Origin of the sequence: Teredinibacter waterburyi (assembly GCF_001922985.1) — a bacterium.
Taxonomy (GTDB): domain Bacteria; phylum Pseudomonadota; class Gammaproteobacteria; order Pseudomonadales; family Cellvibrionaceae; genus Teredinibacter; species Teredinibacter waterburyi.
Genome location: NZ_MRUH01000165.1, coordinates 250,562 through 266,375, shown reverse-complemented (window position 1 = coordinate 266,375; position 15,814 = coordinate 250,562). Strand labels below are relative to the sequence as shown.

Sequence of the window (15,814 nt, the reverse complement as noted above, 5' to 3'; positions counted from 1 at the left end):
GGGGGGCTTTTTCCGTTTGCGCTCAGGTGCAAGTTATCGATAGGTCTCCAGTGCCGCGTGCTGCAAATAGCACATCTACAGGTACGGGAACGGCACCGCCTCCGGTGGAAACTGGGGTGAATACTGCTGAAATTTATTATCAAATGCAGTTACTTCAACAGGAAGTACAAACATTGCGAGGCTTGGTCGAAGAGCAGGCTCACGAGCTTAAGCGTTTGAAGCAGCAGCGCCTTGATGATTACATCGATTTAGATCGCCGAGTTAGCCAGTTGAGTGGGACTGTATCGACTAGTTCGACAGGCGCCCCGTCGTATTCTGGCTCTACAAATACTAGCGCATCAACTCACTCTGGTAGTGCGGCTGGTCAGGTAGTAGCTACGGCTGATGAAGCGAAGCTCTACCGAGATGCCGTTAATCTCTTACTAAAAGAAAAAGATTACGAGCAAGCACTTACGTCTCTACAAAGCTACCTTACTCAATTCCCTGCGGGACGCTATGCCGCCAACGCCTATTATTGGTTGGGCGAAATTTATTTGATTAAACAAATGAATAGTGAAGCACAGCAGTGGTTTGAGCGATTACTTGCGGAGTTCCCGAACCACTCCAAGGCCGATGACGCCAAGTTTAAATTAGCCAAGGCTTACGATTTGGCTGGGGACAAGGCAAAGGCTCGCCCACTTCTAGAGGCTGTGGCTCAAGGCAATTCAAACGCGGCACGCCTAGCGGCAAGTTACCTAAAGCGTTATTATTCGGCTAATTAGTATCCGTTTTTGTTGATTCTTAGGTTCAACTTGCGGTCAGCTTGACTAGTCGAGGCTTTTATACTGGCCCGCATTTAAACATCTTCAATTGTCGCTCTGCCTATCAGAGCTGTTCCTTTGCTCGATCTTGTCGTTATAAGGCTGTAGAATGCGCGTCTAATTTTTGAGCGGCCCGCAGTTTATAGCCGAATACTCAACATTTGTCCCATTTTTGCGACGTCTAGTCGTTAAATAATCGTAACCAAAATAGTTATGTCGGGAAGCGTTTGATCGTGCCAAGCTCGGTGATGAGAGTTTGATGGTCGATTTACTAATGAGCAAGTGTCCTGGATATCATGATTGACGAGAGTCTTCGGATTACCGAAATATTTTATTCTCTACAGGGTGAATCTCAAACTGTAGGTAAGCCGACTGTGTTTGTTCGCTTAACGGGATGCCCTTTACGTTGCGGGTATTGCGATTCTGAGTATGCTTTTTTTGGCGGTGAGCGTTTTACCTTCGCTGATATTTTGGCAAAAGTTGCGGAATATCAGCCCGAATATGTTTGTGTGACTGGCGGAGAGCCACTTGCCCAGCCTAGCTGTTTCCCGTTGCTTACCTTACTTTGCGATCAAGGCTATAAGGTTTCGCTGGAAACTAGTGGTGCTATGGATATTGCTGGCGTTGATGATCGCGTTAGCGTGGTTATGGATCTGAAAACCCCAGGTTCTGGCGAGGTCAGTCGCAATCTTTACAGTAATATCCCCCTTCTAAAAAATAAAGATCAGGTAAAATTCGTGCTTTGCAGTCGCGAAGATTATGATTGGGCTGTTTTTAAAGCGGACGAATATAGTCTTAGAGATAAGGCAGGTGAAGTACTTTTTTCTCCCAGCTATGAACAGCTCGCTCCACGCCTACTAGCTGAGTGGATTATCGCCGATCGGTTGCGCGTGCGGTTTCAGCTGCAGTTACACAAGCAGCTTTGGGGAGAGATTCCAGGCGTTTAGTCGGTTTTCGATTAGCGACAACTGTTTATTTAATAGTGTTTTTTAATGTTCTTTAGGGCTGGGCGTCGTTCTTTTCATCGCCAGTGCCTGAGTAAGTGAGTAGAGAGTGACCCTAAAACGTGCCGTTGTACTCGTCTCTGGCGGGCTTGACTCAACAACCGTTCTCGCTATGGCCATGTCCCAAGGCTACCAATGTTCCACCCTGAGCTTTGATTATGGTCAGCGCCATCGGGCTGAATTATTGGCTGCAGAGCGAGCGTCTAGGTCTATAGGCGTCACCGACCACAAACTCGTCAAGTTAGATTTACGCAGTATTGGTGGTTCCGCATTAACCGATGACAGTATTCTTGTGCCCGAAGTCGAAACCAGTGGTATCCCAGTAACCTATGTCCCCGCGCGCAATACCGTGTTTTTGTCTATTGCGTTGGGCTGGGCGGAAGTGTTGAATGCTGAGGCGATATTTATCGGTGTGAATGCCGTGGATTATTCCGGTTACCCAGATTGCCGTCCAGAATATATTCAAGCCTTTCAGCAAATGGCCAATTTAGCGACCCGTTCTGGAGTAGAGGGTAAGCCGTTGCAGGTTGTTACGCCGCTAATGGAGTTGAGCAAAGCCGACATTATTAAACAGGGTATGGCATTGGGAGTGGACTATAGTTTAACGGTGAGCTGTTATCAGGCGACAGATGCTGGTGAAGCTTGCGGTAAATGCGATAGTTGTCGGTTACGTCGACAGGGTTTTAACGAGGCAAATGTGAGCGATCCGACCCTGTATCGAGCTGGCGCGTAAAAAAACTGTAATTAGATAAAAAAATCGCTTGAGTTTTGCTGCTAAATCATTAGTATATGCGCCTCTTTCGGGGCACACCGAAAGGGCAAAGCCGTAGGTTCAGTAGATGCTAGTTGTTTGATTTTACTGAACAATTGTTTGAGAGTGATGGCCGCCTAGCGGTAGTTATTCAGCAATACGCAAGATTATATGGGTCGTTAGCTCAGTCGGTAGAGCAGTTGGCTTTTAACCAATTGGTCGCGCGTTCGAATCGCGCACGACCCACCATATAAAACAAAAAAAGGAGGCATAAAATGCCTCCTTTTTTTGTGCCTATCAATAACTCCCCGTCCCAGCGCGCACGCGATATACTGCAGTTTAATAATCCCCTGGCTAGCAGCCTTTATGGACGAAGATACTTTTACGCGAATAGCTTCAGCGCAAAAGCTTTCTAAATTTTAATGAATAAGTAGAACGAGTAAGTGCCGTATGACCTCCTCCATTAAGAAAACACCGCAACAAGTCGTAAATGAATATTTGGATGTTGCCCTCGCAACACCTCATCAGGTGCCGGCCAATACGGATAGTTTAATTGAAAGCATTAAAACGCTATTGCGTAAGCATAACGCTGTGCTTGCGGCGCATTACTACACTTCTCCGGAAATTCAGGCGCTAGCGGAAGAGACGGGCGGATGTGTATCGGATTCTTTGGAGATGGCTCGGTTTGGTAAAGATCATCCGGCTCAAACCCTCGTGGTAGCTGGTGTGAAGTTTATGGGGGAGACCTCAAAAATTCTCTCGCCGGAAAAACGCGTGGTAATGCCGACCTTGGAGGCAACTTGCTCGCTAGATTTGGGATGCCCCGCGGATGAATTTGCCGCTTTCTGTGACGCTCACCCCGATCGTACCGTTGTGGTTTACGCCAATACCTCTGCCGCTGTGAAGGCGCGGGCCGACTGGGTGGTAACCTCCAGTATTGCGTTGGATGTTGTCGACTACCTAGATCGTCAGGGGAAGAAGATTCTTTGGGCGCCGGATAAGTATCTCGGAAGTTATGTGGCCAGCAAAACGGGGGCGGATGTTTTGCTGTGGGACGGTTCTTGTATTGTCCACGAGGAGTTCAAGGCGCGCGGTATTCTAGATTTAAAGGCCCTGCATCCGGAGGCCGCGGTGCTGGTTCACCCCGAATCCCCAGAGCCTGTAGTAGCACTTGCCGATGCGGTAGGTTCTACAAGTCAGTTGATTGAGGCGACTCGTCAGTTGCCAAACCCGACATTTATTGTGGCCACTGATCAGGGAATTTTTTACAAAATGCAGCAGGCGAGCCCGGGCAAGCAGCTGCTTATTGCCCCAACCGGCGGTAGCGGTGCGACCTGTCGCAGTTGTGCCAATTGCCCGTGGATGGCGATGAACGAGCTGGAGAATTTAGAGGCGGTGTTGCGCGACATTGACGGTGAAAGAGGCCGTGCGTGCGAGGTTATTGTAGAGCCGGAGCTAGCGGTTAAAGCAATGATTCCACTTCAGCGGATGCTAGATTTTAAAAAGGGGCAGTAAAAGACGAATAAACGTCGAAAACTCTTGGGCGCAACAATTCGATATCCTCTACTTTTTAGGATGGGCATTTCTCTGTTGTTTGTTTTTTCGCGCTTTGATTGTTATTTTATCCCAATATTCTATTATCTGTAGGATGAAAGTTGATGTGGTGGCTCTTCGGCCTTAAACTAATGATCGTTTAAGGCCGATCTTTATTGGATGGTCAAGCTACGTAAAGCCCAAGGGGAAATTTAGACTGTGTATAAGTCAATACAAACTCCGTTCACATCTACCTCTGCAGAAGCCTTCGGCTTGAACCTGCTGGGTATCTATTATTTGTTGCCGCCGCGCGGCTAATAATCCTTTCCCTGCGCGGCTACCGCGAAAATATTCCGCTTTCGGTTCTATCAATCTTTTCGAAGGTAATGACTTTTTAGTCATAGCGAACCCTGAAAGCCAATACTTAACTTCAATCTTCAGCTAGATCTAAAACTAGATCTTAAAACCAAAAATTGAAATGAAACTGCGAGTGGATTCTTGCAGCAATGGAGCAGACCATGAGTAAAGATAAACTAATCATTTTTGATACAACGCTACGCGACGGCGAGCAAAGCCCCGGCGCGTCTATGACCCGTGAAGAAAAAGTGCGTATCGCTAAGATGCTTGAGAAAATGCGCGTAGATGTGATTGAGGCCGGTTTCGCGATCGCCAGTGTCGGCGACTTTGAAGCTGTTCGGGCGGTTGCCAATGCAGTTAAAGATTCCACTATTTGTAGCCTCGCGCGAGCGGTCGATACCGATATTGATCGCGCCGCCGAAGCACTAAAAGGCGCTAATTCCTCGCGTATTCACACCTTTATCGCGACTTCGCCGATTCATATGCAATACAAGCTGAAGATGCAGCCAGATAAAGTGCTGGAGCAGGCCGTTCGCGCCGTTAAGCGCGCCCGCAACTATACAGATAACGTAGAATTTTCACTTGAAGACGGCAGCCGTTCAGAGTTCGACTTCATGTGTCGTATCACTGAAGCCGCGATTGCCGCTGGCGCAACCACCATCAATGTTCCCGATACCGTTGGTTACGGTGAGCCGGCCGAGTACGGCGCTATGTTTCGACGTCTTATGGAAGCCGTTCCAAATTCAGATAAAGCTGTTTTCTCAACCCATTGTCACAACGACCTTGGGCTTGCGGTTGCCAACTCGCTTAGCGCGGTGATGAATGGTGTGCGCCAAATCGAATGTACTATTAACGGCCTCGGTGAGCGCGCAGGTAACGCGTCGCTGGAAGAGGTTGTCATGGCGGTACGCACTCGCAAGGACATCTTCCCTGTGGAAACCGGTATTGTTAGCGAACACATTGTGCCGACTTCGCGGCTGGTGTCATCTATCACAGGGTTTCCGGTTCAGCCCAATAAGGCAATTGTCGGCGCCAATGCGTTTGCACACGAGTCCGGCATTCACCAAGACGGCGTACTTAAGCATCGCGAGACCTACGAAATCATGCGTGCGGAAGATGTCGGCTGGAATACCAATAAAATTGTACTGGGCAAGCATTCGGGCCGCGCTGCAGTGAAAGCCCGGTTTGAGGCCCTTGGCATTAGCTTCGATACTCAAGATGCACTGAATCAAGCCTTTGCTCGGTTTAAAGACCTTGCCGATAAGAAACACGAGATTTTTGATGAAGACCTGCACGCACTTGTTTCTAGCAAGGGCAGTGAGAGCTTTGAGGAAGTGTACCTACTTGTTGATATGGAAGTTTGCTCAAAAACGGGCGTGAAGCCTGTGGCCGAGCTGACGCTTCAGGTAAAGGGCGAGGACGTTACCGCCAAAGCGGACGGTAGTGGCCCTGTTGATGCGGCTTACAAGGCGATAGAAAGCGTTGTAAATAGCCGTGCGGATCTACTTCTGTATTCCGTTAATGCGATTACGCAGGGAACCGACTCTCAGGGTGAAGTTACCGTGAGACTGGAGCGCAATGGCCATATTGTGAATGGCATCGGCTCGGATACCGATATTGTGGCGGCGTCTGTGAAAGCTTATCTTCATGCACTGAACATACTTGAGTCACCCAAGTCACGCTCTCACCCACAGCGGGATGGCGTTTAAGTCTAGTGTTAAAGTTGGCAGTTTAGACCGAGTGCTTAGACTTATTAAGTGTATAGCCTCGCGGTCGAATCATTGGCCGTGGGCTACTAGAACAGAGTAAACTTGCCGCCATGAATGAACGTCAGCGAATGCAGTACCTAGATGCGTTGGGAATCGATAGCTTTGTCCCTCGCTTGCAGCTTGCCAATGCTTTGGTTTCAGAGCTTTGCGAGCTGCCTGTGGCGGCGAATGCTAGTAGTGGCTCTGCATTAGCAAGAGCCGACGACTCCTCGTCAACTCACGGTCCTTTACTGGCTGAAGGTTCGTTACATGCAGAAGGCTCTTCATCCTCTGCGAGCTTTGCAAATGCTGTAGCCCCCTTAGCGGGTGTGACAGCCGAAAAGCCGCGCCGCAGATCCTTCGCTTCTGTGACCAGCCTGTTGCAGGGCGGGGATGGTAAACCAGCTGAGGCAGCCGTCCAATCAACTTTGCCAGCCCATAGCGTAACGCCGGCTCCTTTGTCGAACCCCTCTGAAATTATAGAAAAACCGGTCTCACCTCTGGGAGATGCGAAGCTCAGTGCGTCGGATCCGACTTCGGCTAACACTAATGATACTCATATTGGTTTGGAACCGAGCGCTCACACTGGGGTCGAAGTTGGCGCTGTAAGTTTGGCGGAGCGCGCTGATACGGGAACCGAAGTCGCGCGTTTTTCGCTAGCATTTTGGCGAGTCAGCCAAGATTTGTTAGTGGTTGATAGCCGAGAAGTTGGCGCGGCATTGCCAACAGAGGCGTTATTGTTGAATATTCTGCGGTCCACTTGTCAGCCGGCGCCGCAGCGATTGCCAGAAGCCAAGATTCAAAATTACCCGTTGGTAGACTTGCCCGGTAAACCTAGAGATTGGGTGGCAGGGCGAGAGCTAGTGGCATCGTTTCTCGAAGGGCAGTTGCTTACACAGCCAGTTACTCAGGTACTGATACTGGGTGTTTCGGCTTTTCGAGCGCTTGTAGGTGCGGATTTAGCGACGGATACAGGGTACCGGCAGTCGCTCTACCAAAAAGTACCTATAGATGCTTTTGCCACAGATGCGGTGGTATTGCCGAGCTTAACTGAGGTATTGCGCAATCCACAGTTAAAGCGAAAGCTGTGGCAAGCATTGCACAATGAGTTGTAAGTTTAACCGGTGAGAGGAATCACAGGGACGCACTTACGAGAATAATAAATTAGCAACCAAGGACCACACTCCGCAGGTTACAGTCGACATGGGGTGGAAGATAAAAGGCTAATACCGATATGATTTCAGATGTAGTGTCTATTAAACGACAATTTACACTCGACGACGGTAGTCGTTGTGAGCTGCAAAATTTTGATGGTGGGGATCTCGATAACGTACATGCACTAGAGGTTCGCGCCAATCCCTATCCTTGGTCGCGTCAAAACTTTATCGATTCGGTGAGCAACAGCCACATTTGTGTCGGCGTTAAGGTTGCTGGCGACTGGTGTGCAATAGCGGTGTTCTCTATAGCCTCTGGCGATGCCGAGCTGCTGATTATATCGGTGGACCCAGCATGGCAGGGCAAGGGTCTTGCTACTCAGTTATTACAACTAATGGCAGAGCAGCTCGAAGACTATGCTGCCGAACTCTTCCTTGAGGTACGGGCATCAAACGACCGTGCAATCGAGCTGTACAATCGAGCAGGGTTCAATCAGCTCGGCGTTCGTCCGAGTTACTATCCGGCTAAAAATGGTCGTGAAGACGCCCATATTTACGGGAAAACTTTGAGAATTGGCTAAGCCAAAAATTCATCTTACCCGGGATCCGATCCCGCAATCACTTGCGCGCATGGCCGTGCCTATGGCGCTTGGCCTTGTCGCGACCATGTCATTTAATTTTGTCGACACTTGGTTTGTCTCTGGGCTTGGCGGCGATGCACTCGCAGCGCTGAGCTTTACCTTTCCGGTGGTTATGCTGTGCTTGTCGCTAGCGATTGGCCTTGGTGCGGGTTCTTCTTCCGTGGTTGCTAGGGCCGCCGGTGGCGACGATCCTAATCAAGTAAAAGTGCTGGTCACCGATGGCATTAGCCTCACCTTGTTGTTAACGGGGTTGTTGTCTCTACTTGGTCTGCTCACCTTAAACCCGACCTTTCGCCTGCTAGGCGCTTCGGAAACCGTATTGCCACTAATTCGAGAATACATGGTGTTATGGTATTGCAGCACGATTTTTATGGCGGTACCAATGGTGGCTTTGGCCTCCTTACGGGCCTTGGGTGACACCCAATTTCAGGCGCGGGTGATGATTGGTATGGCCGTGGCCAATGCACTGCTCGACCCAATATTGATTTTTGGTTGGTGGATATTTCCAAGTCTGGGGATTGAGGGTGCGGCGCTGGCGACCTTGCTAGTGCGTATCGCATCGGCTGTTTTAGTGTTTCAGCATCTGTATGCGCGGCAGTTACTCGTCAATCCGTTTGACCTTGCTAGGGCGCGGCAGTCGTGGCGAAAAATTCTGCATATCGGTTTGCCGGCAATGTCGACCAATATGATTATCCCCGCTGCAGGGGCTGTGGTCATCGCGACTATAGCGACCCACGGCCAAGATGCTGTCGCCGGTTTTGGGGTGGCGGCAAGGGTTGAATCTATGGCGCTTATCGCCTTTTATGCCTTGTCCGCAGTGATTGGCCCCTTCTGTGGGCAAAACTTAGGCGCCGGATATTTTGATCGCCTGCAGCAGGCGGTTTGGGTCTGTGCTCGCTTTTGTCTTGTTGCGGGTTTGGCTGTCGCGCTGGTGTTGGGATTTTCGGCCGAGTGGATAGGGCGAGCCTTTGGTGAAAATGAAGATGTTGTTGCGGTGGTTAAACTTTATTTATACCTAGTGCCAATCAGTTATTTTGCCTACGGCGTGGTGATGGTGGTGAATGCGGCATTTAATGGGCTGGGTAAGCCGATGCCTGGGGTGTTACTTTCGAGCGCCCGGGTCATTGTTATTTTTTTCCCGTTGATGTTTTTGGGGAATTACTGGTGGGGTTTAACAGGTATTTTAAGCGCCATGAGCATCGCTAATGTGTGCGTTGGTGTATGGGCGCTTATTTGGATGCTGAGTGCTATCCAGAAAATGCGGCAGTCTAATTTCCTCTCCTAGAACCCTTGATTTCATTGCTCTTAGGCGACAACTCTTCTATCTTTGGTCAATACCGATCTCTTCTCTCGGGTGCTCAGGCTTGCCCATATCTGTATTGGGCACTTGTTAAAAACGCTGTTCTCTTCTGGAATTGTTGCTATAGTTTGGCGCTAAAATTACTTTTGTATTGGCTGTTGTGGTCGCTTTTGAACTAAATCTTGGAGTATTTACTATGAAGTTTCGTCGTATTTGTTCAGCTCTGGTTTGCGTGTTACTTGCTACCGCAGCTATGCAATCTAACGCCACGCGGATAATGCCGTTGGGTGATTCCATTACGGGTAGCCCTGGGTGTTGGCGCGCCTACCTATGGCAGCAGCTTAATGACGCAGGCTACACCGATGTGGACTTCGTCGGTACGCTTTCCGCGCCTCATTGCGGTTTTACCCATGATGCAGATAACGAAGGTCACGGTGGATTCTTGGCGAGAGACATTGCTGCAGACGATTTGCTTAGCGGTTGGCTGGATGAGACAAACCCAGAAATTGTATTGATGCATTTGGGTACTAACGACGTTTGGAACGGTATTTCCACTACCAATATTTTGGCGTCTTACACGTCTTTGGTTGCTGATATGCGTGCTAACAATTCGAGCATGAAGATCTTGGTCGCGCAAATTATCCCTATGGACCCAACTGAATACCCTTGTTCTAGCTGTCCTGCTGCTGTGGTTGCACTTAACGCCGCGCTACCCGATTGGGCTGCGGGTTTGAGTACGCAGGCATCTCCTATTGGTCTTGTTGATGTTTGGACGGATTTCGATGTTTCTGCTGATACCAGCGATGGCGTTCACCCGACTACGGCTGGTCACGAAAAACTGGGTACTTCTTGGTATCCCTCAGTTAAAAGTGTTCTTGACGATACCTTTGTGTGGGCAACCATCGATTCTGGTAGTTCGAGCTCATCTAGCAGTAGTTCGTCTAGTAGCTCTTCAAGCAGTTCGTCGAGCAGTTCATCAAGCTCTAGCAGTTCGTCTTCGAGCTCATCGGGTGGCAGTGATTCGTCCGGTGGTAGTTTTGGATTTGTAATGCTAATGATGCTTGGCTTTTTAACGTTGGCGCGTCGTCGACTACAGTCCTAACTCAGTGCGCAGTTTCGGGAAGTATTGCTCGAAACTGCGCCACCTACTGTACCAACCGCAGCACGCTTAGCGTCATGCTAAGCGCTCCCATTTCTCCGCTAGTTCTAATCGCCCGAAACCTCTGCTCGTATAGAGCTAACGGGTAGTAGTTTGGTCGGTCATAATATTGATAAATACTCTTCACAAATACTCGGTTAAAGACCTAACACCTGGGTGCTGCTGAGCGTTGATTTTCCGCGTCTGCGGCTACCCTAGCTTAATTTACGACCAGCCGTTAAACAGCGATATAGAAAAAGTTCAAATAAACGATAAAAGTCTAAAAAACGCGTTATATCCCGTTGCTCATGTAACCGATTTCATCTATCTTGACACACCAAGGAGTGTGCACCTTGCAGTTCGCACTCCTTAACATAAAAACAGAAATTGATGAGCCCGATCTTACCCGATTAACTGCTGGTTCTACTCAGTGTTTTGATGGGTGCGCAGGGCGATTCCTAGGCTGAAATTTGAGGAAGCAGGATTATGAAGAAAATGGGGAACTTTCGTAAAAAGGTTCTGGCTAGCCAGATAGCATCGATTGTGCTGGCGGGCATGGGCGCTTCTGCATTCGCACAGAATGTAGTAGAAGAAGAGGTGATTGTGACGGGTGTTCGGGCAGCGCAAGAGCGTGCTATCGACATCAAACGCAACGCCACAAATATTGTAGATTCAGTATCTGCAGAAGATATTGGTAAATTGCCGGATGTAACTATTGCCGATTCGCTGCAGCGTATTACCGGTGTTCAAATCAAGCGTAGCGGTGGTCAGGGTAGTTTGGTTAGCGTACGCGGTATGTCTGAAGTATTGAGTACCGTTAACGGTGAATACTTTCTGTTACCTGCAAGTATGACCACTAACGGCGCTGATTTTACCGATATTCCATCAAGCTTGGTTTCTGGCTTAACCGTTAGCAAATCTCAAAGTGCCTCGTCTCTAGATGGTGGTATCGGCGGTAACATCGATTTGTTAACCGCGCGTTCGTTGAACATGGACGAAGGCTTTTCCGGTTCAGCTCGTTTGCAGTTGGGCACAGGTTCTATCACTAGCGAAACTGATCCAGAGTTAAGCGCTCTTGTCGGTTGGAATTTGGATGATAAGTTAGCCACGTCTTTGGCGATTTCTTACGGCGACTCGACTTTAGCCAACAACCAAGGTCGTATGCGTTCAGACCGTGTTGCAGAAAGCTGGGGTTGTACTGGCGCTGCCGGTGATGAGTGTTACGATCTAGACGGCAACGGCGACATGGGCGGTGATTTTATCAACCCGATGAACTGGCAGAGCCCAGAATTTTCGTCTCGCCAGATTGAGCGCGAGCGCTTAGGTTTGGTTTACAACTTTAATCTTGCGGTAAGTGACGCACTTGAGTTAAACGCTGATGTTTTCTACAACTCGATGGAAGAGCGTTCTGCGGGTCAGTTCTTGTATTTGGGTAACCAAATTGGCGGTCGTGCAGGTTTTCATGAGTACGTAAAGGTAACCGGTAACAACGCGATTAACAATCCTGGTGACGGCACTCTTGGGGGGCAGCCTTACTACGCGACTGACATGAACATGATGGTTTCTGGCTTTGTTGCCGGTGTTAAAGGTATTTACCGCGATACCAGCGCAACGAACAGTAACATCGAATTAAAGTACGACAATGGTGGCGCGTTCACTGGTAGCGTACGCTGGGTTTCTGGCCACGCCAGTTCTACCAGCAACGATCTAACCTTGTCGCAAATCAGTAACGCTCGCGATGTTGTGCGCTCTGAAGGCGGCACTGCAGAAAATATCAACCCTGGAGCTATTGACGACGGTTTGATTTACCCAATGAGCGTTAAATTGCAGTCTGACAGTGTGTTGGTAAACATTGACGAGGCAATGGTCGCGAAAATGGCTAACCAAGAGTCTTGGTACATTCACTCTGGTTGGGTCGAGGGCGCTTATTCCGGTGCTGACCACGATATCTTCCGCGCAGATGGTTCGTTCGCATTAGCCGATGAAGGTATTACCTCTATCGATTTCGGCGTTCGCTTCTCTAACCGCGACGTAAACTTCGACAATGTTTCATTCTTCTCTCCGTCTGGCTTATTTGACGACGACGGCAATGAGTTGCTGAACAAATATCACGAAGCCGGTTACGCCGTTGGTCAAGCTGGCACCACCGGTACCGCCGAAGGTGTAACTTACGATCCGCTCCCGGTTATCCAGTTAGAAGATAGCGCGCTTAACGGCTACGTCACTAACGTAACCAGCTTCGGTGAAGTGCTGCAAGGTTTTAACGGCACAGTGCCAATGGTTGACACCAACGCTATCAGCGACCCAATTGCATTCTTGGATGAGCTGTACGGCGAAGGTGAAGCCATCGTTAACCCTGATCGTTCTTACAGCGTTACCGATTCTAAAACCAGCTTCTTTGTTCAAGCCAATTTTGAGAAAGAGCTAAGCGATTCTGTAATGCTTACCGGTAACGGCGGTGTTCGTCACGTGCGTACCGATCTTAAAGTTACTCAGAACATCACAGACCCTAACAGCCTAAACCCACGTATTTTGGCTGGTGTTGATCCCAACCACACAACCTATACCGACTTGGGCGACAAAGTTACCAATGTTTCTTACAACCATTTCTTGCCAACGCTGAACTTGGCTTTTGATTTTGGTGAGAACTACAAGTTGCGTCTTGCTTACGATGAACGTATCTCGTTGCAAAACTTGAGCAAGTTGGGTGATGGTTCTATCACTTATTACTCAACCGAAGAGACGCTTCCAAACGGTGATAAAGAAGCATGGCAGCGTGTAAGTTCACGTCAGAATAACGGCAACCCTTACTTGCGTCCTTGGGAAGCGACCACTCAAAACATCGCGTTTGAATGGTATCCAAACGACAGCACAATCGTTGCTATCGGTTATTTTGATATCGACATTCAGAGCTTTACCTATGACAAAGTTGAACAAAACCCAGCGCTGGCTGACAGTGACGGTGTCGTTCGACGCGGTGCAGAAGAACGTACTATTGCCAACGGCGAAGGCGGTAGCGTGCAGGGTTGGGAATTCTCCTATCAGCAGAGCTTCGATACACTTCCAAGTATCTTAGGCAACACTGGTATGACGTTTAACTATACCTACTCGCCTAGCGAAAGCCCTTCTGATAAAACTTTGCCGAATGGTGATATCGCGCCGTTTAACAGTACTGCAGAAGACCAAGCTAACTTGATCCTTTGGTACCAAGACGACAAGCTAGAATTGCGTTTAGCCGCAAACTACCTTGGCGAACAGTACACCGGTGATACCTCTGGTTGGATGTGGTCACCAGCTAACGACGCCGATGGTATGCCGCAATATTTGAACTCAACCATGTTTGTTGACTTGAGCGGTTCGTACTACATCACTGATGAAGTACAAATGACGCTTTCTGTTAACAACCTAACGGAAGAAGACAATATTGCTTACACCCAGTGGAGCGATTATGTTCATGATTACGACTTGTTCGAGCGTCGTATGACGCTTGGCGTTAATGTTAAGTTCTAATCAAGGCTTACAAGCAGAGCAATAGTTAAATGTGAAAGCCTAGTTAACGGGAAGCCGTTCACTAGGCCACTACGGTTTGGTTCAGTCACTATTGTTTTGTTTCGCTTACTAAGGCGCGAGTTAACCCTCGCGCCTTTTTATTACCCGCTCAAATTGAGCGGGTTCTTATCTAGCGGTTAACTGTGTTTTAATTGCTAGCGTAATTTAAGTAACAGGGCGTAATACCGATGGTAGAAAATCGCATAAAAAAAATCGTGGTAGTAGGGGGCGGCACATCTGGTTGGATGGCGGCATGCGCTTTAGCGAATCGCTTTCAGAATAACTACACCGAGATTACCTTAATTGAATCGGCCGATATCGGTACTATTGGCGTCGGTGAGGCGACAGTTCCCTACATTAAAGAATTTCTACAAGACTTAAAAATCGACGAAGTCGATTTTATAAAAAACACTAATGCTACCTATAAGCTGGCGATTGAATTTGACGGCTGGCAAAAACAGGGGGTTTCGTTTTATCACCCGTTTGCCGGGTACGGAGCGCGCATTGCGCGTATTCCATTTCACCATTATTGGATGAAGCTAAACCAAAAGGGTACCGCTAAGCCGTTAGATGCCTATTGTTTATCATCGCAAATAGCCCACCACAAAAAATTCGCGCTACCAAAGCCCAATAACGAAGTTGAGCTATCAACCTTTAACTACGCATTTCATTTTGATGCTGCGCTATTTGCTAAGTATTTAAAAACCATTGGCGAAAAGTTGGGGGTAAAGCGAATTGAAGGCACGATTACCCATGTTAAACAGCATGCGGATAGCGGTTTTGTCGAAGCGGTTGAACTAGACGAAGGCACTGAGATCGCAGGCGAACTGTTTATAGATTGCTCCGGTTTCAAGGGGTTGTTAATTGAAGAAACGCTACAAACTGGCTATGAAGATTGGAGCCATTGGCTACCTTGTGATAGAGCTGTAGCCATGCCTTGCGCGAGCACTCAGTCGCCGGCGTCTAGCACGCGCTCCTTAGCCGTTGAGGCCGGTTGGCAGTGGCGTATCCCCTTACAGCATCGGGTTGGTAATGGTTACGTGTATTCCAGCCAGTTTTCTAGTGATGAGCGCGCGATTGAGCTTTTAACTGCAAATTTAGAAGGCGATTCCCTGGCTGAGCCCAAGGTAATTAAATTTGTAACGGGAATGCGTAAAAAAACTTGGAACAAAAATGTCGTAGCGCTGGGCTTATCTAGCGGGTTTTTGGAGCCGTTGGAATCTACCAGTATTTATATGGTGCAGTCTGCAATTGACGCGCTTATTAACCATTTTCCCAATCGGAATTTCGACAGCTACCTAACCGATAAATTTAATGACGTAATGAAAACACGCCAGCAGCGCTTGCGAGATTTCATTATTTTTCATTACTACGCCAACAAGCGTCATGGCGAACCATTTTGGGATGCGGTACGCACCATGTCTATACCCGATAGCCTGCAAGAAAAAATCGAGTCTTTTCGTCATACAGGCCAAGTACTGCAGGACGATTTAGATTTTTTCCGCACCAACAGTTGGCTGGCAATGTTTGCTGGGTTTGGGATTCAGTCTGAACGCTATCATCCCGCGGTGGATAATTTTGCCGAAGCTAATGTTCAGCAGGAGCTAGATACCATTGCAAACAGTATTCAGCGAGCTGTTCAGGGCTTGCCCAGCCACGCAGATTTTATTCGTAATAACTGCGCTGTGGACTGAGTTTAACTGTTTACTTTTCGAGTTTGGGTACTTTATTAAAGCCAAAAAAAACCACCCAGAAGGGTGGTTTTTTTTGGCTTTTTAGTCGCTTGGGTTATGCCTTATGGCGGCATAACCTTTTGCTAACTTAGCTGCTACTGCGCGC

The 15,814-nt window shown here is 48.5% G+C and carries 11 protein-coding genes and 1 tRNA gene; all 12 read left to right on the top strand.

Annotation, left to right across the window (positions count from 1 at the left end; genetic code table 11):
- The first annotated feature begins 26 nt into the window (after window positions 1–26).
- The 12 genes from IDZ20_RS13405 (at window position 27) to IDZ20_RS13350 (ending at window position 15,669) form a co-directional block, all read left to right on the top strand.
- Window positions 27–761: a YbgF trimerization domain-containing protein gene (locus tag IDZ20_RS13405; RefSeq protein WP_425443434.1), complete on the top strand. Its 735-nt coding sequence runs from the start codon at window positions 27–29 to the stop codon at window positions 759–761.
- 335 nt (window positions 762–1,096) lie between these two features.
- Complete coding sequence (queE, locus tag IDZ20_RS13400; protein WP_223144969.1) at window positions 1,097–1,747, top strand: 7-carboxy-7-deazaguanine synthase QueE; 651 nt, start codon at window positions 1,097–1,099, stop codon at window positions 1,745–1,747.
- Window positions 1,748–1,853: 106 nt separating this feature from the next.
- Window positions 1,854–2,537, top strand: a complete 684-nt coding sequence (gene queC, locus IDZ20_RS13395; RefSeq protein WP_188151929.1) for a 7-cyano-7-deazaguanine synthase QueC — start codon at window positions 1,854–1,856, stop codon at window positions 2,535–2,537.
- 191 nt (window positions 2,538–2,728) lie between these two features.
- A tRNA-Lys gene (locus IDZ20_RS13390) sits at window positions 2,729–2,804 on the top strand.
- A 201-nt stretch (window positions 2,805–3,005) separates the two neighbouring features.
- Window positions 3,006–4,070 (top strand): quinolinate synthase NadA, encoded by a 1,065-nt coding sequence (nadA, locus tag IDZ20_RS13385; RefSeq protein WP_188151928.1) that lies wholly within the window; start codon window positions 3,006–3,008, stop codon window positions 4,068–4,070.
- A 536-nt stretch (window positions 4,071–4,606) separates the two neighbouring features.
- Window positions 4,607–6,154 (top strand): 2-isopropylmalate synthase, encoded by a 1,548-nt coding sequence (locus IDZ20_RS13380; RefSeq protein WP_188151927.1) that lies wholly within the window; start codon window positions 4,607–4,609, stop codon window positions 6,152–6,154.
- A 110-nt stretch (window positions 6,155–6,264) separates the two neighbouring features.
- Complete coding sequence (locus tag IDZ20_RS13375) at window positions 6,265–7,308, top strand: hypothetical protein (protein WP_188151926.1); 1,044 nt, start codon at window positions 6,265–6,267, stop codon at window positions 7,306–7,308.
- Between the two features lie 119 nt (window positions 7,309–7,427).
- Window positions 7,428–7,928, top strand: a complete 501-nt coding sequence (gene rimI / locus IDZ20_RS13370; RefSeq protein WP_188151925.1) for a ribosomal protein S18-alanine N-acetyltransferase — start codon at window positions 7,428–7,430, stop codon at window positions 7,926–7,928.
- Entirely contained in the window at window positions 7,921–9,273 is a 1,353-nt protein-coding gene (locus IDZ20_RS13365) for an MATE family efflux transporter (protein ID WP_245792325.1), read from the top strand. Before rimI ends, IDZ20_RS13365 begins: the two co-directional genes overlap by 8 nt.
- A 211-nt stretch (window positions 9,274–9,484) precedes the next feature.
- On the top strand, window positions 9,485–10,390 hold the full coding sequence (locus IDZ20_RS13360) for an SGNH/GDSL hydrolase family protein (protein ID WP_188151924.1): 906 nt from the start codon (window positions 9,485–9,487) through the stop codon (window positions 10,388–10,390).
- A gap of 522 nt (window positions 10,391–10,912) precedes the next feature.
- Window positions 10,913–13,936: a TonB-dependent receptor gene (locus tag IDZ20_RS13355; protein WP_188151923.1), complete on the top strand. Its 3,024-nt coding sequence runs from the start codon at window positions 10,913–10,915 to the stop codon at window positions 13,934–13,936.
- A 227-nt stretch (window positions 13,937–14,163) separates the two neighbouring features.
- Window positions 14,164–15,669 (top strand): tryptophan halogenase family protein, encoded by a 1,506-nt coding sequence (locus tag IDZ20_RS13350; RefSeq protein WP_188151922.1) that lies wholly within the window; start codon window positions 14,164–14,166, stop codon window positions 15,667–15,669.
- Window positions 15,670–15,814 lie beyond the last annotated feature (145 nt).